Here is an 18,362-nt window from a genome sequence, read left to right on the forward strand (position 1 = left end):
TGAGAAATGTTCACAATTGTCCATTGTTAATTCTCAATTGTCAATTGAAATAACGCTTTGGGAGGAATTGTTTATGTATGATGTAGTAGTAATAGGAGCAGGAATAATAGGTGCTTCTGTAGCAAGAGAACTTGCAAAGTATGATTTAAATGTGAAGGTGTTAGAAAAAGAAAATGATGTTGCAAATGGGACAACAAAAGCAAATAGTGCTATTGTTCATGCAGGTTATGATCCTAAAAATGGAACTATGATGGCTAAAGTTAATGTTAAGGGAAATGAAATGTTTGAAGAAATCTGTAATGAACTAGATGTTCCATTTGAAAGAATAGGTTCACTAGTATTAGCTTTTAATGATGAAGATTTAAAAACAATAAATTCACTTTATGAAAATGGTACAAAAAATGGAGTGCCAAATCTTCAAATATTAACTAAAGAAGAAACTTTAAAACTGGAACCAAATATAAGCCCAGAAATAGCAGGAGCATTACATGCACCTACAGGGGGAATAGTAGGTCCATGGGAATATACAATTGCACTTATGGAAAATGCAGTTGTCAATGGAGTAAGGCTTCAACTAAGTGCTGAAGTTACTTCAATAGAAAAATTAGAAGATGGATATACAATAACTATTAACGATTCAGAGAAACCAATTTATACAAAATATATAGTTAATGCAGCAGGGATTTATGCAGATAAAGTTCATAATATGGTAGCTAAGCCTGCCTATGCTATTAGCCCTAGAAAGGGACAATATTTTGTAATGGATAAAACACAGGGAGAATTAGTAAAGAAAACAATTTTTCAATGTCCAAATGAACATGGTAAAGGAGTGCTTGTTACACCTACAGTTCATGGAAATCTTCTTGTAGGACCAGATTCAGAAAGCATAATAAGTAGAGAAGACTTTTCAACTACAAGTGAACAATTAGACTTTGTTAGAGAAAAGGCTGCACTATCAGTTAAAAATATTGCTTTTAGAGATAGTATAAGAAATTTTGCTGGACTTAGAGCATATTCTGAAAGAACTGATTTTATTGTTGAAGAAGCGGAGGATGCAAAAGGATTTATAGATTTAGCAGGTATGAAATCTCCAGCATTATCCTCAGCACCAGCAATAGCCTTAGAAGCTATTAAACTTTTAAAAGATAGCGGTTTAGAATTTAAGGAAAATAAAAATTTTATAAGAGAACGTAAGCAAATAGTATTTATGGAACTTTCACCAGAGAGAAAGGCTGAAATAATCAAGGAAAATCCGAGCTATGGAAGAATCATCTGTAGATGTGAAAACATAACAGAAGGAGAAATAATAGATAGTATAAGAAGACCAGTAGGGGCAACCACCTTAGATGGAGTTAAAAAGAGATGTAGACCAGGAATGGGAAGATGCCAAGGTGGCTTCTGTGGACCAAGAGTTCAAGAAATTTTATCAAAGGAACTTGGAAAAAATCTTGAGGAAATACTTCTAGATAAAAATAATTCTTATATTTTAACAGGTGAAACTAAAAAGAAATAGCAGGAGGCGTAAAAATGAATTACGATTTAGTAGTTATTGGTGGAGGTCCAGCAGGGCTTGCAGCAGCATTAGAAGCACATAATAATGGAGTAGAAAATATATTAATCATTGAAAGAGATAAGGAACTTGGAGGAATATTAGAGCAATGTATTCACAATGGTTTTGGACTTCATACTTTTAAAGAAGAGCTTACAGGACCTGAATATGCTCAAAGGTTTATAGATTTATTAGATAAAACTACTGTTGATGTTAAGTTAGATACGATGGTTTTAGATGTAACACCAAACAAAGAAATTCATGCTATAAATTCAGAAGATGGATATATGATAATTAACACTAAGGCTATAATTTTAGCAATGGGATGTAGAGAAAGAACAAGAGGAGCTATAGCAATTCCAGGAGATAGACCTGCAGGAGTATTTACAGCAGGAGCAGCTCAAAGATACGTTAATATGGAAGGCTATATGGTAGGAAAAGATGTTGTTATATTAGGTTCTGGAGATATAGGGCTTATAATGGCAAGAAGGATGACACTTGAAGGAGCTAAGGTTCATGCTGTAGTTGAATTAATGCCTTACTCAAATGGATTAAATAGAAATATTGTTCAATGCTTAAATGATTATAATATTCCATTGTATCTTTCACATACTGTAACTAATGTAAAGGGTGATGGTAGAGTTCAATCTGTTGTCATTTCAAAAGTTGACGAAAATAGAATTCCTATAAAGGGAACAGAAGTAGAATTTAAATGCGATACACTTTTACTATCAGTAGGATTAATACCAGAAAATGAAATATCTAAAAAAGCAGGCGTTGAAATAGATAGAAGAACTAGTGGACCTATAGTAAATGAAAGTATGGAAACTAGTGCTGAAGGTATTTTTGCTTGTGGAAATGTAGTTCATGTGCATGACTTAGTTGATTTTGTTACTTCTGAAAGCCAAAGAGCAGGACGTAATGCAGCAAAATATATAAAAGGGGAAATTAAAAATAGCGAAGACTATATTTATATTAAAAATGGTAATGCTATAAATTACACAGTACCACAAAAAGTAAGAGTAGAAAATCTTGATAAGGGAATAGATGTATTTATGAGAGTAAATAATGTCTATCAAGATGTTGTTATCAAGGTAAAAGCTGATGATAAAGATCTTTTAAGCTTTAAGAGAAAGCATATGGCACCAGGAGAAATGGAAAAAATAATGATTCCTAAGGGTATTCTCGAAAGTGTTAATAAAGATGAAATAATAATTTCTGTGGAGAAGGAGAGTTAATTATGACTAAAGAATTAATATGTATAATATGCCCAAGAGGGTGTCATCTAGAAATAGATGTAGACAATAATTATAAAGTTAGTGGTAATTTATGTCCAAGAGGTGCAGAATATGGGGTTAAAGAATTAACTTCTCCAACAAGAGTAGTAACTTCAACTGTTAAAATAAAGGGAGGAATTCATAATAGACTTCCTGTAAAAACTAATGGTGCAATACCTAAAGATTTAAACTTTCAATGTATGAAACTTTTAGATGATATTGAAGTATCTTCACCAATAAAAGTTGGAGATGTAATAATTGAAAATGTACTAGGAACAGGAATAGACTTGATAGCAACAAGAAATATGTAGCTTAGGGGAGAAGAGTATGATTTATGATGTAGCAATTATAGGGGCAGGAATTGTAGGCACAGCAATTGCAAGAGAGCTTTCTAGATATGATCTTTCTATTGCGCTAATAGAAAAAGATGTGGATGTTTCTATGGGTGCTACAAAGGCAAATAGTGCTATAGTTCATGGAGGATATGCAGAAAAACACGCTACTTTAAAAGGGCAGCTTTGTTACAAGGGAAGAATGATGTATGAAGAGCTTGATAAAGAATTGAATTTTGGATTTAGAAAAACAGGCTCATTAGTAATAAGCTTTGAAGAGGATATAAAAGCATTAGTAGGTCTTATGGCAAATGGAATTATGAATGGTTGCCATGATTTAAGCATTATAAATAAAGAAGAAATATTAAAAATTGAACCTAATATTAATCCTAATGTAAAATATGCTCTTTATTGTAAAGGAGCAGGAGTATGTTCTCCTTATGAGATGGCAATTGCACTTGCTGAAAATGCCATAGCAAACGGTGTAGAGTTATTCTTAAATAGCAAGGTTTTATCCATAGAAAAAGAAGATAATATTTTTAATATAAAGACCAACAATGGAAATTTTTCTTCCCGATTTGTAATAAATGGAGCAGGCCTTTATAGTGATGAAATTTCTTCTATGGTAGGCGAGGATTATTTTAAAATTCTTCCTAGAAGTGGTGAGTACCTACTATTTGCTAGAGATACGGGAAAAGTTCTTAATACAGTAGTGTTTCAAATGCCTACCGCTTATGGCAAAGGTGTTTTGGCAACAAGCACCTATCATGGTAATTTATTAATAGGACCAGATGCTTCCGATGATTCAGAAAAAGAAGATACTTCTACCCATATAGAAAGAATGAATAAAATATTAGAACTTGCTAAAGCAACTACAGATAAAATTGAGATTAATAAATTTATCAGAAGTTTCACAGGTATAAGAGCTAGAAGCAGCACAGATGATTTTATAATTGAGGAAACATCTACAAAGGGATTTATAAATGTGGCAGGAATTCAATCACCAGGACTTACCTCATCACCTGCTATAGCACTAATGGTTAAAGACATATTAGAAAATGCAGGATGTGTTCTTAAGAAGAAAGATAATTTTATAGCTTATAGAAAACCTATAATTACTAAAAAAGATCTTGTGCCTTTTAAGGAAATAAAGGATAAGATAGATATAGATTCTTGCCCAGAAAAGATTATTTGTAGATGTGAGCAGGTAACAGAAGGAGAAATTGTAGATTCACTTCATAGAGGTATTAAAGTTACAACCATTGATGGAGTAAAAAGAAGAACCAGAGCATCTATGGGCTGGTGCCAGGGAACCTTTTGTAAATCTAGAATAAAAGAAATAATCGAAAGGGAATACAATATTAAAATTGATGATAAAGAAGATATTGAATATAGTGGAGTAAATAGAGTAGGTAAGTCAGAAATATTAAAGCAGTTAGGCATATAAAATAATACAGACAATAATTTATAAGATAAAAAGCCGTGAGATATCACGGCTTTTTTATTTATTAAGTTGTATATTAAAATAAATATTTAAAATATCTTTCTCTATTATCTAAAAAGTCTTTAGTAAGTTTAAAATGTTCAGTATCTTCATAGTTTATCTTCCTTATAAAATCACCATTAAAATCGTATATAATTGCATTTGGATAAGACATTATTATTGGTGAGTGGGTAGCGATTATAAATTGAGATTTTGTTCCATCTATAGTATCATGAAGTATTTTTAAAAAAGCTATTTGTTTTTCAGGTGACAATGCAGCTTCAGGCTCATCTAAAAGATAAATTCCTTTTCTAGAGAATCTATTTGTTATTACACTTAAAAAAGATTCACCATGAGATTGAGCATAAAGCTCTTTATTTCCATATGCAGCATACACTTCATCTCTATCTATATAAAGATCATTCGCCAAATCTTCAAGATATTCAGCATAGTTAAATAAAGTTTCTGCTCTTAAAAAGAAGCCATTATTAATTTTAGGTAGCCATGATAAAGTCATAATAGAACTTAAAGATAAATCATCTAAAGTACTATTAAGTATGGAATTTTGGCTTCCACTTTTTGTTGAAAATCCAATTTTATGAGCAAGAGCCTCTAATAATGTTGATTTACCAGATCCATTTTCCCCTACTAAAAAGACTACATTATGTTCTGTATCTATAAAATCAGTATTCATTAATGATTTAATATTAAAAGGATACACATTTTTATTTTTTACTTTGTTCCAGTTAAAAGTTATTCTTTTTAAGTAACTCAATTCTTACACCCCAATAAAAGTTCATAATTAAATATTATTATAAGTGTTAAGATAAATTTAATAAAGGTATTTAAATTAATAATTAATTCTAAGATGGGATAATTAACTACAGTTCTTTAGAATAAGTAAAAATTGTAGTTTTAGATGTGTGTTATTCTTCTAGTATTTCTATTTCTTTTAGTACATTATAAATTTTTTTATCACATATTAATTTGTTAGTATTATCATTACCATTGTTGATAATACTAATAGTGTTTTTAAAAAAGGTATTAAAAATATAATTTTTAACGAAAATGTAGATAATGATATTTTAGCTATAAATTATAGTTTCACTATAATGACTAAGTAATAAGATGTTTAGCAATAAAAGTATCAAAGAAATAAAATTTAGAAATATTACTAAAGTAAAGATATAATGTAGATATCATCACATTTTTAAAATTATTGAGATTAATTGAAATAAACAAAATTTGTTAAAAATCTGTTAAGAATATACTTTTTATCTATATTGACAGTAACAAAAAACAAGAGTATGATTATAATATAACATATGAATGATTGTTCATATGTTCAGATTAAAGGGGGTAGTAATATGGGTAAAAAGCAATTAATACTTGAGAATCTTGATTGTGCTAATTGCGCCTCAAAAATAGAGAACAAAGTAAAAGATAATAAGGACATAAAAGAAGTAACAGTAAACTTTATGACTAAAACTCTTACTTTTGAACCACATGATGAGGCTAATGTAAATGAAATAATAAATGAAATTAAAAATACAGTTAATAAGCTTGAACCAGATGTAATCGTAAAAGAAAAAGCTAAAAAAATGAATTATAAAGCTAAAAAAGAACTTATATTAGAAAATTTAGATTGTGCAAACTGTGCCTCTAAAATAGAACATAAGATTAGAGAAATAAACGGAATAGAAGAAGCAACAGTAAACTTTATGACTAAAACTTTAATCTTTAAACCTAAAGACGAAGAAAACTTAAATGAAATTGAAGAAAAAATAAAAGCTATAGTGAAAAAATTAGAACCAGACGTAGTTGTAAGGGAAAAAGCTAAAAAAATAAGCTATAAAGCTAAAAAAGAGTTTATATTAGAAAATTTAGATTGTGCAAACTGTGCCTCTAAGATAGAAAATAAGATTAGAGAAGTAAATGGTGTAGAAGAAGCAACAGTAAATTTTATGACTAAAACTTTAAATCTTAAGCCTAAAGACGGAGAAAATTTAAGCAAAATTGAAGAAGAAATAAAAGCCATAGTTAAAAAATTGGAGCCAGATGTAATTGTAAAAGAAAAAGCGAAGAAAAGTAATATGAAAGCTAAAAAAGAGCTTATATTAGAAAACTTAGATTGTGCAAACTGTGCTTCTAAAATAGAAAATAAAGTTAGAGAGATAAAAGGCGTAGAAGAAGTAACAGTAAATTTTATGACTAAAACTTTAATTTTTAAGCCTAGAGAAGGTGAAAACTTAAATGATATTAAGGAAGAAATAAAGGCTATAGTTAAAAAATTAGAACCAGATGTTGTTGTTAAGGACAAAATAGGAAAAAAATCTATAGCAACTTTACAAACTAGAGGGACTAGTTGTTGTAGTGGTCATGATCATAGTCATGAACATCATCATGAGGAAGCTGCACATCGCCATGATGAAGAAGAGGAAGAATATGGACATAGTCATGGGGATGGAAGCACCAAAAAAGCTATACTAAAACTTGCATTAGGCGGTGCAATATTTGCTACTGGAATAATTGGTAAGTTTAACACCAATATAGAGCTAGCAATATTCTTAATTGCTTACCTTATAGTAGGAGGAGAAATTGTTCTTAGAGCACTAAAAAATATTACTCGTGGACAAATTTTTGATGAAAACTTTTTAATGACTATTGCAACTGTTGGTGCATTTGCTGTTGGAGAATTCCCAGAAGGTGTAGCAGTTATGTTGTTTTATCAAGTAGGAGAGTTATTCCAAGATATAGCTGTAAATAGATCTCGTAAGTCTATAAGTTCACTAATGGATATTAGACCAGACTTTGCAAACTTAAAGACAGATGGAGAAATAGTTAAAGTATCACCAGAAGAAGTTTCAGTGGATGACATTATAGTTGTAAAACCAGGAGAGAAGGTTCCATTAGATGGAGTAGTCATTGAGGGAAAATCAATGCTAGATACATCAGCACTTACAGGGGAATCAATGCCACGTAATGTTGAAGAGGGAAATGATGTACTCAGTGGATTTATAAATCAAAATGGAGTAATTACTGTAAGAGTAACTAAAGAATTTGGAGAATCTACAGTTTCTAAGATATTAGATCTTGTACAAAACGCAAGTAACCGTAAAGCAAAAGCAGAGAATTTTATTACAAAGTTTGCAAAATATTATACTCCAGCAGTAGTAATTATAGCAGCTGTACTAGCTATACTACCTCCAATATTTATAAGTGATGCAACTTTTGAAGAGTGGGTATATAGAGCCTTAGTATTTCTAGTTATTTCTTGTCCTTGTGCTCTTGTAATATCTATTCCTTTAGGATTTTTCGGTGGAATAGGAACAGCTTCAAAACATGGTATTTTAATTAAAGGAAGTAACTATTTAGAAGCTCTTAACAATGTAGAGACAGTAGTATTTGACAAAACAGGAACGCTTACTCAAGGAGTATTTAACGTTACAGAAATAAATTCATCAAATGGATTTAATAAAGACGAAGTTTTAAAATATGCAGCTTATGCAGAAAGCTACTCTAATCACCCTATTGCAGTTTCAATTGTTAAGGCATATAAAAATGAAATTAATAAAGATGATGTAAACAATTATGAAGAAATTGCAGGTCATGGAATAGTTGTAGAAGTTGAAGGTAAAAGGGTTGCAGCAGGTAACAATAAGCTTATGAATGCTGAAAAAGTAAAATTTGAAGAAACTGATTCAGTAGGAACAGTAGTATATGTGGCAATAGATAAAGTTTATGCAGGAAGCATAGTAATTGAAGATACATTAAAAGAAGATGCTATACAAGCCATTAGAGAATTAAAGGATAATGAAGTTAAAAATACTGTTATGTTAACAGGAGATAATAAAAAAGTAGCAAATAAGGTAGCAAGCCAACTAAAAGTTGATGAAGTTTATTCTGAATTACTACCACACGAAAAGGTAGAAAAACTTGAGAATATTGATAGTAAAAAATCATCAGGAAAGAATATTGCCTTTGTAGGTGATGGAATAAATGATGCTCCAGTTCTTGCAAGAGCAGACGTAGGTATTGCAATGGGTGGTTTAGGATCTGATGCAGCTATTGAAGCAGCAGACGTGGTTATCATGACAGATGAGCCTTCTAAAATAGCTACTGCAATAAAAATATCAAAAAGAACTAGAAAAATAGTTATTCAAAACATTGTATTTGCCTTAGGAGTTAAAGCCTTGGTATTAATTTTAGGTGCCTTTGGAATAGCAACAATGTGGGAAGCAGTTTTTGCTGATGTAGGAGTATCTGTGCTTGCTATATTAAATGCTATGAGAATAATGAGATTTAAGGCATCTTCAAAAAAATAATATACCAGTATGTTAGCCTATTTTCCATCATACTACGTTGTCAGAACCTGCCCATAGCGTCACTATGAACAGAACCTAACGCCTTGTCTGATAATGAGGTATATTCAAAAAATAACTAGTCAGTATGCTCATCTATTTTGTATTATACTGCGTCGTCAGAACTCCATAATAGCTAAACTATAATGAAAATCTGTCTCCTTGTCTGATACAAAATATATTTCGCATCTTTGACTAGCTATTTTATTTCATATGCCTAAAAAAGTACTAAAAGACGTGAGGAAACTCACGTCTTTCAGTTTATCACAAAATTAATATTAAGATATTTTTGATTTATTATTTCTTAGATGTATAGGTTATTATTTGTATTTATAAATCCTTTAATTAATATTTCATTAAAGGTTTCTAAATCTATTATTGAGGAAGGCATATAAATTTTTTTACCATCTTCACATAAATTTAAATATCCACTTTTTAAATCCTCAACGGAAGAATTTATAATTACAGTTTCATTTTGAAAAAGTTCGGGATTGGTGATATATATGGCAGCAGCTGCATCCCAGTTACAAAAGGCTTTAACACCCATAAGCTTTTCCATAGATGCACACCAAGGATTTATTTTTTCTAATATATATTTAAATAGTTTATTAGAATCAGTTTCTAATTTTAATAATTCTTTAGGACCAAAGATGGCTTCCATAGTAGTATGACCATTTAATATTGAAACTTTTGCTTCAGAGGATAAAACCTTATGTGAAGCTTCAGGATCACAAGAGAAATTTAATTCATCCACTTTATGCCCATGTATTATTAGTGGAGAAGTTACTCCTCCCATTAACACTATTTCTTTTACATTTGTAAAAAAGCCATTGTCATAAAGATAAGCACCATATAAATTAGTTAATGCACCTGTAGCTAATATTGTAATTTCTTTAGGATTGTCTTTCACTGTGTTAGCTAAAAATTTACTAGCTTCGCTAATTCTATTCTGATGATCTTCACTTCCTTTAAATACTTTTATATGATTAATATTTAATTCTTTAATCATATTCATAGTAGTTTCATAAACTACATCTATAGTATTATTTCCATAGGTTAGGGTTAAACCTTGTAAATAAACATCTTCCTCCCTAATAGATAAAGTAGAGTAAGACCATCATCTACATCGCAACCTACAACTCCCATTGTATTATCGCAATCATATATAATTTTATGCATAATTACCTCCAAATTAACCATCAATAATTTGTTTTTTTATAAGGTATCTGAAATAAAATAACTGGTCAAAGATGTGACGAATATTTTGCGTTAGACAAGGCGACAGGCTCCACTGATAGTTATTACGCTATCAGTGGGTTCTGACAACAAAGTATGACACAAAATAGGCTAGCATACTGATTAGTTATTTTTTTAAAGATGCCTACTATATACATATTTTTTTATAGCAAGACCAAATGCTACTAGAGCTATAAACCCTGTTACAATTCCAAGTCCAAACTTCGCCATTTGATCTATATTTTCACCTAGTATTGAATAAACAATAGTTGCAGGAAGTTGTCCTATTCCTGTTGCCCAGAAGAAAGACCAAAATTCCATATTAGTAAGTCCAGCAGCATAGCTTACAGCATCAAAGGATATAAAAGGGAGTAATCTAGCAATTAATATAGCGTAATTTCCATATTCATCAAAAAAATTATCTGTTTTATCTAAAAGTTTAGATGAAACAAATTTTTCAGCAGCTGTACTTCCATAAATTTTAGTTATGTAAAAGCAAAGTATTGCACCTAACATTGCACCAGACCAAGAAATAACTGCCCCCACATCCAGCCAAAAACATAAGCATTAGCAAAGGTTATAACAAAGGCAGGTAAAGGAGCTGCAATAGATTGAAACATCATAAGTATTATAGAAATTAACGGACCCCATATACCAAAAGAAATAATATAGTCCTTCACAGCAGGTATATTTAAGGTAGATAATAGCACCACAACGTGATTAATATTATTTTTAACAGGTGGTACAAGGAAATAAATTAAAAGTAAAACTACTAGCACTGATAATTTGTATATAGTTGATTTCTTAAATTTATTTTTCATATCACAATCCCTCTCTTGAAATTAATCTGTTTAATAAGAGATGACTAATCACTTTCTATCAAATATTTTGTTTTTTTCTTAAGCAATAATGAAATTAAAAGTAAAGCTATTAGTAGTCCTATTGCACATAAAAATTCAATAGATTTAAAATTTAGAGACTTGTCCCCTAAATTAGTAAAAACTACTACTCCAGGAATTATTCCTAAAATTGTTGCAGAAATAAAATTTTTATATTTTATTTTGGAAAACCCTGCTCCATAGCTTATAACATCAAAAGGTATTAAAGGTATTAATCTTAGAATTAAAATAGTAAGAAATTCATTACGATTTTCTTTTAAAAGTTAAAGTTGAATTTTTCTTTCATAAATTTTTCTGCTCTATCTCTAGCAAAATACCTTGATATCACAAAAGCTAAAGTAGAAGCTAAAATTGCACCTATCATAGTATAAATAGTTCCATATAAAATTCCAAAAGCCATTCCGCCTGCAATTACTAATAAGGCATCAGGAAATATTGTAATGGGCATAGAGGCAAAAAGTATTATATAAACTATAGGAGCAATTTTTCCATAGGAGTTTATAAAGTTTTTAATTTCTTCTGAAGAATAATTTCTTAAAAACTCAGTATTTTTAAAGAGAAAAATACAAAATATCACTAAACCAATAAACAATAAGAATTTTTTCTTATCAATTTTTTTATTCAATTATTCTCCTCCTTTCATAATGTGCTTTAAAGATACAATAAAATATCACAGCATATTGATTATTTATTTCTTTTAATATGCTTCATTTTAGATTTTAGTTTATATCTATTTTTCCATGAATTTAATGTAGTTATATTTAATTTATTTCTAGATTCAATTTCATTTTTATCTTTAAAAATTAAATCTAGAATATGATAAGATTTTTTATCTGTTAAGTTTACTGATCCTAGACATCCTCCACAGTAACTTATAATATTATTGCTTTCCAGTTTTTCTAAAGAAGAATTTCTAATAGCCTTAGAAAGATTACTGTCAACTGTATGCACAAGTCCACCAAACCCACAGCAAGAATTTGTGAAATCTAAAGACGTTAGTTTATATCCTAGTCTATTAACTATGTATCTAATACTGTCACCAATATCTTTATCATCTAAACTTTGGCAGGAATCTTTAATAGAAAATTCTAATTTACAGTCTTTCCCTTTACCAATTGAATCTTTGGGAATATCTATTTCTTTTAATACCTTCCACAAAGAAGTAGTTTTTATATCAGTACTTTCTTCTTTCAAAACTCTAAAGCAAGATTGACAAGCAGTAATAATTTCTACATTTCCAAAACTTTTTACTTCATTTATAAAAGATTCATATCTTTTTCTAAATAAATCTATTTCTCCTAAATCTTTAGTAGGTTTACTACAGCAATAAAGTAATAATCCAGTATGACCTAATTTTTCATTGAGATAATTATAAATTTTTATAACTAGATCTGGATTATAACCAGATAGGGAGCATCCTGGCATAAATAGTCTCTTAACTTTTTTGTCCCCATATATTCCTTTAAATAATGGGGAATTACTAAAACTTTGATGAAAATGCATAACAGAGTGACCTTTAAGTGGAGATTTTCCACCATTATAGGTAGAGATCTCTTTTCTCATAGTAAAAAATACTTCACCTAGATCTATATTCTTTGGGCAAACTCTTTTGCAACATCCACAGAGACTACAAGAAAAAGGAACTATAGGATCAATAGATGTAGTTTTTTCTATATTTATTAATAGCTCCTTAGGTGTATTGCAGTATTTTTCTAGAAAAGGACAAACTTTTAAGCATTTTTTACAGGAAATACATCTATCTTTAGAACTTATAAAAACATTGTTTATTGTTGAATTTATTACATTAAAATTATTTTCCATAAACTCTCCTTTTCTTTATAAATTAGGCATGTGAAAGAAAATAATAGGATAATATACTTATCATTATTTTTTGAAGATGCCTTAATATTATTAATAAAATCTAAGGTATAACTATTATCTATTGAAGATTTCTTAAAATTTAATAAATCTTCAATGGTATCAATGTCTTGTAATGGTTCTATTAATTTATAGTTTTTATTTTTGTTATGAATTATTGTTAATGTACGTTGAAAAACCGTTTCCTGTCCCCAACTTATTGGTGATAAAAGAATATCATCTATAGATTCACTACAACCTATAAGATAATATCCACCATCGTATGTAGAACCTATTACAATATCCCAATTGTTAAGATATAAAAAAGAATTTTCTATAATATCTGAACTTATATTAGGTATATCACTGCCAGTTAAAACAACTTTATCATAACCAATATTTAATAGATAATTTATAGCATTATTCATTTTTTTGCCTAAGTTATTACCCTGTTGAGGAAATAACTTAATAAACTTAGGAGCTATTGAAGTTAATAAATTTATATTTCCTTCATCAGAATAGGCTACAAATATATCTATTTCATCTTTCAAAGCATCAGTTGTTTCAAACAAATCTTTCAGCAAACAACTATGAAGCTCTGCACATTGTTCTCCGTTTAAATTAGGCATCATTCGAGTTTTGGTCTTTCCTGCCACAGGGATTCTAGTCATTATTACATAAGCATTTTTCAATTTTATATCACCTACTTTCATCAATTCACAATTCACAATGCAAAATTCACAATTTTGGACATTTCTCAGTTTTACTGAGAAATTTAGAATTAATTTATTTTTGAAGTTACATAGTAACTTCTTATAAAAAATGATTAAAGAAATTAGTTTGATTAAAACTAATTTCAACCAAAATTCTTAATTTTTCATTGTTAATTCTTCATTAATTAAACTGTTCCCTTGAGGTGAATAGTTATCAATCATTTTAAGTTGTCTACCAAAATATTTAAGAAAAAGTTATATTAAGTTTTTAATAGTTATTTATACCTTTATATCATATGGTTTTAATAAGTTTGACAAGAAATCAAAATCTAAATAAGATTTTATTTTATTAAAAATTTCATCATTGCGAAGGAGTTTATCTTCAGTTCGGTAGTCAATAAAAGCCATAGCACACCAACTTAGAGCTCTTAAATACAGATAAGGGTTGTACATTTCAATGGAGGTTTTTATCTCATCAAGGCTATGATTAACTTTATTTGCATAGCTCTTCAAGAAAAATTCTTTTTCTTCTTTACTCATAATGTAATTATTTCTCCAAAGGGTAGTGGTATCCGCCAAAAATTGAGTTAAGTCTTGGCAAGGGTGGCTTATAACAGGTTTCTCCCAATCTATAAGGTAACCTTTTTTACCTATTATAAAGTTATGGGAATTAACTTCCGTATTGTTTATAACTTTCCAAGAGTTTTCAGCAAAAAAACTTTCTTTATAAAGGTTTTTATCACACCATTCTAAGTAATTAGCAAAAAAGCTTTTAATTTTTTACTAGGAATAGGGCTTGCAAAGAAATTCTCTAATAACCATGTACTTTCAGAGATTCTATCTTTAAAAATATTATTCTCCACAATAAAATTATTTTCTTTTAAATTATTGATATTAATTGAGTGTATTTTGCTAAATATATGTGAAGCTATTTCTAAGTCACTAGAGTAATTTAGTGGTCTTCCTTCTAAAAATTCCATAACTAAAATACCAAAATCAAAGTATTTTTAGTTCCATCAACAAATAGACCTTTAGGTGTTACACCACTTTTTTCAATAGCTTTTAAGGCTTCAAACTCATAGTTTATCTGATTTTCTAATCTAAGCTGACTAGCTGTATTTATCCTAAAAACGAATTTTTTATTTTCATCACTAATAGTATAGTTTATGTTATATTCACCTTGAGCTAAGAAATTTATATTAAATTCTTTATTTAAGTTTAAGACCTGGCAAAGGTCTGTTTTAAACAAATATTCTCTTATTTTATTAATCATATATCCTCCTACTTAATTATTTTAAAGAAGGCGCTTATCTTATATCCTTGTACATTTTTGATAGCTTATCCGTTGGTACGCCTAAAATATATAAAAGTTTAATTTTATGCATAAATAAGTGAGTTTTAAGAGCACTACCTTTTTTAAATCTTCTAGCTGAGGTTTTAAGAGGTAAATCTAATATTTTTGTTTTACCTTGTTTTTTTAACCTTACAGAGAAATCCCAATCTTCCATAAGAGGCATATTTTTAAATCCGTTCATATTAAGAAACAAATCTTTTTTTAAAAACATTCCTTGATCACCAAATATTAGCTTTAAGTATTTAGCTCTCCAAGTAGAAGTCTTAGCTATGTATTTTAAAAATAGCCTATTATCATCATAAAAGTCTAATGAAAAAGCACCACCTATAAAACTTTTTTCTATAGTTTTTTCAATGTAAGAAAGGCTATCACTATGTATTTGAGAATCACAGTGAAGAAACCAGAGTATATCACCTTTTGCAATTTTTGCACCTGCATTCATTTGGTTTGCTCTACCCTTTGAACTAGTTAAAGTTAAAGCATATTTAGATGCAATTTCAATAGTTTTATCACTACTTCCTCCATCAACAATAATAATTTCATTATTACCTTTAATTTTATTTAATTCTATAAGTAAATTTTCTATATTATTTTCTTCATTAAAAGTTGGTATTATAATAGAAATCATGTTATTCACTCCTATATTACGAGGTTATTATAACATACAGTATATAGACACTACCTATAGATTTTATTTATAGATATCATATAAACTATAGAAATTTTAAATAATTATTAAAAATAAAGAGCTAAAGATAATTTTTATTTTATATTAAAATTTAAAAAATGATTTTTAGAAAAATAGTTTAGTTAATGTTCTTTTTTTATCTATTAGTATAGAAATTAATGTTTAGAGGAATTCTATATTATAATCAAAAATGTAGGAGGATTCTTAATATGAGAGCAATAGTTAATAAAGATGAATGTATATCCTGTGGATTATGTCCAAGTGTGTGTCCAGAAGTCTTTGAATTTGAAGATGATGGAAAAGCAGGAGTTAAAGTTGATGGAATACCAAAAGATGTTTTAGACTCTGCTAAAGAAGCAGAAGAAGGTTGTCCAACTAATGCAATTTCAGTACTAGAATAATTTTAAAAGTCGCTTGAAATATCAAGTGGCTTTTATTTTATACTTAAAAAATAGAAGTAGTTATAAAAAGAGGAATTAAAATAGATTTTAAATTTTTCTTATTAATTTTTAAATAAAAAAGTCATGACATTTAGTCATGACCTTTTATAACATAAATCCAAATATTATATAAAGAACAAAGCTTATTGCACCATTTAATAATGCGTAGGGTAACTGAGTTTTTACATGATCTATATGATCACAAGCTGTTGCCATTGATGATACTATTGTTGTATCTGAAATTGGTGAACAGTGATCTCCCATAACTCCTCCAGAAATTACTGCACCTATACAAAGATATAGATTAGCATTAAGCCCTGCATACATGGATACGGCAATAGGTGTCATTATAGCAAAAGTACCAAAGCTTGTCCCTGTTGAAAATGCTATTATTGAAGAGAACACAAATATTAAAGCAGGTACAAGACTAGGGTTAATTTTTCCAGATAGTGTGCTTGCTATAAACTCTCCTGTTTTTAAATCTCCAACTACATTACCAATGGCAAAAGCAAATACAAGAATTGAAGCTACTTGTAACATTCCACTAGCACCTTTAAAGGTATAGTCCATAAATTCATTTAGATTCATTATACCTTTGATTTTATATAGTATTCCACAGAAAACTATAGTTGTAAATACAGCCCAAAATACTGCAGTTGAGCCTGAGCCATTTAATGTATTGCCATTTCCAGTTATATAAAGACCTAGAGGAATCATTCCTATTAATACTATTAATGGAAGTATCATATTCCACATATTAGGCTTAACACCATCTTTAGTTGAAATTTCTGTTACATCATCAGAAATAAGGGGAGTTGAACCTTCTCTTATAACTGCACCTGTAGTTTTTGCCCTAATTTCCGCACTTTTCATAGGTCCAAAATCTTTATCAGTAAGGATGTAAAAAGCTACAGAAAGTATAGTTATAACTGAATAAAAGTTAAATAATAAACTTCTACCTAATATTCGAACAGGATTTCCAGAGATAACTCCAGCAGCTATCTGTGCAGAAATCACTCCTAATAATGTAGCACCCCATGAATTAAAAGGGAGAATAGAGCACATAGGTGCAGATGTAGAATCAACTATATAAGCTAATTTTTCTCTTGAAACATTGTATTTATCGGTAACAGGTCTAGCTATAGCTCCTGAAACAAGACAGGTTATAGTAGATTCTATAAAAATTACTATTCCAACAATATATCCAAGCATCATTGATGCTTTTCTACTTTTAACAGTTTTTGTTTTTGTAGTTAAGTAATCAACAAAACCTTCAACTCCACCAGAAACCTGAATTAAGGTTATTATTGAACCTACAAATATACAAAATATAATTGTTTTAGTTGTCCAGCCTTCAGAAAAAACAGATATTATTCTTTCTAAGGATGCATTTAGTGAAGGCAATAATGCTCCACCAGATAATATTAACTCGCCAATATATATTCCAGCAAATAAGGAAATTATGACTTGCTTAGTTATAAGAGCAAGTAGTATTGATATTAGCGATGGTAATAAAGTAAAAATACCATAACTCATTTGTATACTCCTTTTTATTTAATCCTAAATTTAAAATCTTAAAATACCCCTGAACTTATGAATATATTTCAGATAAATAGACTAAACAACAGTATATTTATTATTTAATTTGGTTACTATATAGAGAACTAAATTGAAGAAGCGATTTTTATCATAAAAATTAAAATATTGTATAAATTAAAATTCACTAAGCAACCTTATATATAAGTATAATCATAAAACTATAATTTAAAAAGATAATAATTATCAATTAATGAATTTGGAATAGAAAGATGATTCTGTGATAATTTTTTTAATAAATAGAATAACTTTTAAGATAAGTATAAATAATAATTTTATAAAATTTTATTTTTGAGAAGGGATTAAGATTATGGAAAAAGAGATTTTCTTTTGTGAAAATAATGTAAGTAAGGGATTAGAAGAAATTATAGAAAAGTTAGAAGAGAAGTATAAAGACTTAGATGTTTACATTGAATCTTGCCAAGGACAATGTAGTATATGTTCAGAAAAATATTTTGTTGTTATAGACTCAGAACTTATTGAAGCAGAAACTCCTGAAGAATTGTATGAAACTATAATAGATATTCAAAATAATAACTAATTATAGTGTATTATATTCTTTTATAATATATAAATG

At 28.9% G+C, this 18,362-nt stretch carries 18 protein-coding genes and 1 pseudogene; 7 read left to right on the top strand and 12 right to left on the bottom strand.

The window, feature by feature from the left end; all coding sequences use genetic code 11:
• The first annotated feature begins 73 nt into the window (after positions 1 to 73).
• From ACWPW7_RS03990 to ACWPW7_RS04005, 4 genes are read left to right on the top strand one after another with little or no spacing between them, the layout of a single operon-like run.
• Complete coding sequence (locus ACWPW7_RS03990) at positions 74 to 1,513, top strand: FAD-dependent oxidoreductase (RefSeq protein ID WP_454052477.1); 1,440 nt, start codon at positions 74 to 76, stop codon at positions 1,511 to 1,513.
• 14 nt (positions 1,514 to 1,527) lie between these two features.
• Positions 1,528 to 2,787, top strand: coding sequence for an NAD(P)/FAD-dependent oxidoreductase (locus tag ACWPW7_RS03995; protein ID WP_454052478.1), 1,260 nt, complete (start codon positions 1,528 to 1,530; stop codon positions 2,785 to 2,787).
• Between the two features lie 2 nt (positions 2,788 to 2,789).
• Positions 2,790 to 3,137: a DUF1667 domain-containing protein gene (locus ACWPW7_RS04000; RefSeq protein WP_454052479.1), complete on the top strand. Its 348-nt coding sequence runs from the start codon at positions 2,790 to 2,792 to the stop codon at positions 3,135 to 3,137.
• A 16-nt stretch (positions 3,138 to 3,153) separates the two neighbouring features.
• A complete protein-coding gene (locus ACWPW7_RS04005) occupies positions 3,154 to 4,605 on the top strand; it encodes an FAD-dependent oxidoreductase (protein ID WP_454052480.1) in 1,452 nt (483 codons plus the stop codon).
• A 73-nt stretch (positions 4,606 to 4,678) separates the two neighbouring features.
• Here the strand turns inward: ACWPW7_RS04005 and ACWPW7_RS04010 are convergent, their stop codons facing one another.
• A complete protein-coding gene (locus tag ACWPW7_RS04010; RefSeq protein WP_454052481.1) occupies positions 4,679 to 5,416 on the bottom strand; it encodes an AAA family ATPase in 738 nt (245 codons plus the stop codon).
• 592 nt (positions 5,417 to 6,008) lie between these two features.
• Between ACWPW7_RS04010 and ACWPW7_RS04015 the strand changes: the two genes are divergently transcribed.
• Positions 6,009 to 8,966, top strand: a complete 2,958-nt coding sequence (locus tag ACWPW7_RS04015) for a heavy metal translocating P-type ATPase (protein ID WP_454052482.1) — start codon at positions 6,009 to 6,011, stop codon at positions 8,964 to 8,966.
• 340 nt (positions 8,967 to 9,306) lie between these two features.
• Here ACWPW7_RS04015 and ACWPW7_RS04020 read toward each other — a convergent pair whose 3' ends face one another.
• The 10 genes and pseudogenes from ACWPW7_RS04020 to ACWPW7_RS04065 all read right to left on the bottom strand — a co-directional run bounded on the left by ACWPW7_RS04020 (position 9,307) and on the right by ACWPW7_RS04065 (position 15,689).
• Positions 9,307 to 10,098, bottom strand: a complete 792-nt coding sequence (locus tag ACWPW7_RS04020) for a nucleoside hydrolase (protein WP_454055463.1) — start codon at positions 10,096 to 10,098, stop codon at positions 9,307 to 9,309.
• 275 nt (positions 10,099 to 10,373) lie between these two features.
• A pseudogene (locus ACWPW7_RS04025) lies at positions 10,374 to 11,059 on the bottom strand (TVP38/TMEM64 family protein).
• Positions 11,060 to 11,103: 44 nt separating this feature from the next.
• The gene (locus ACWPW7_RS04030; protein WP_454055464.1) at positions 11,104 to 11,367 is read right to left on the bottom strand and encodes a TVP38/TMEM64 family protein; all 264 of its coding nucleotides are present in this window, start codon (positions 11,365 to 11,367) and stop codon (positions 11,104 to 11,106) included.
• 26 nt (positions 11,368 to 11,393) lie between these two features.
• Complete coding sequence (locus ACWPW7_RS04035) at positions 11,394 to 11,762, bottom strand: TVP38/TMEM64 family protein (RefSeq protein ID WP_454052483.1); 369 nt, start codon at positions 11,760 to 11,762, stop codon at positions 11,394 to 11,396.
• Between the two features lie 59 nt (positions 11,763 to 11,821).
• A complete protein-coding gene (locus tag ACWPW7_RS04040; protein WP_454052484.1) occupies positions 11,822 to 12,958 on the bottom strand; it encodes a heterodisulfide reductase-related iron-sulfur binding cluster in 1,137 nt (378 codons plus the stop codon).
• Positions 12,937 to 13,722 carry a TIGR04282 family arsenosugar biosynthesis glycosyltransferase gene (locus tag ACWPW7_RS04045; protein WP_454052485.1) on the bottom strand — a complete coding sequence of 262 codons (786 nt, stop codon included), beginning with the start codon at positions 13,720 to 13,722 and terminating at the stop codon, positions 12,937 to 12,939. The genes ACWPW7_RS04040 and ACWPW7_RS04045 overlap by 22 nt, the downstream gene beginning before the upstream one ends.
• A 264-nt stretch (positions 13,723 to 13,986) precedes the next feature.
• Complete coding sequence (locus tag ACWPW7_RS04050) at positions 13,987 to 14,247, bottom strand: hypothetical protein (protein WP_454052486.1); 261 nt, start codon at positions 14,245 to 14,247, stop codon at positions 13,987 to 13,989.
• 209 nt (positions 14,248 to 14,456) lie between these two features.
• A complete protein-coding gene (locus tag ACWPW7_RS04055; protein ID WP_454052487.1) occupies positions 14,457 to 14,687 on the bottom strand; it encodes a hypothetical protein in 231 nt (76 codons plus the stop codon).
• A gap of 2 nt (positions 14,688 to 14,689) precedes the next feature.
• Positions 14,690 to 14,980 carry a hypothetical protein gene (locus ACWPW7_RS04060; RefSeq protein ID WP_454052488.1) on the bottom strand — a complete coding sequence of 97 codons (291 nt, stop codon included), beginning with the start codon at positions 14,978 to 14,980 and terminating at the stop codon, positions 14,690 to 14,692.
• Positions 14,981 to 15,014: 34 nt separating this feature from the next.
• Positions 15,015 to 15,689, bottom strand: a complete 675-nt coding sequence (locus tag ACWPW7_RS04065; RefSeq protein WP_454052489.1) for a TIGR04283 family arsenosugar biosynthesis glycosyltransferase — start codon at positions 15,687 to 15,689, stop codon at positions 15,015 to 15,017.
• A 269-nt stretch (positions 15,690 to 15,958) separates the two neighbouring features.
• Here ACWPW7_RS04065 and ACWPW7_RS04070 point away from each other — a divergent pair, with 269 nt between their 5' ends.
• Entirely contained in the window at positions 15,959 to 16,150 is a 192-nt protein-coding gene (locus tag ACWPW7_RS04070) for a ferredoxin (protein WP_291562323.1), read from the top strand.
• A gap of 144 nt (positions 16,151 to 16,294) precedes the next feature.
• Here the strand turns inward: ACWPW7_RS04070 and ACWPW7_RS04075 are convergent, their stop codons facing one another.
• Complete coding sequence (locus ACWPW7_RS04075) at positions 16,295 to 17,725, bottom strand: Na+/H+ antiporter NhaC family protein (RefSeq protein WP_454052490.1); 1,431 nt, start codon at positions 17,723 to 17,725, stop codon at positions 16,295 to 16,297.
• A gap of 370 nt (positions 17,726 to 18,095) precedes the next feature.
• On the opposite strand from ACWPW7_RS04075, the gene ACWPW7_RS04080 reads away from it, so the two are divergent.
• Positions 18,096 to 18,326: a DUF1450 domain-containing protein gene (locus ACWPW7_RS04080; RefSeq protein ID WP_291562317.1), complete on the top strand. Its 231-nt coding sequence runs from the start codon at positions 18,096 to 18,098 to the stop codon at positions 18,324 to 18,326.
• Positions 18,327 to 18,362: the final 36 nt, after the last annotated feature.

Source organism: Clostridium sp. Marseille-Q7071 (genome assembly GCF_965112025.1).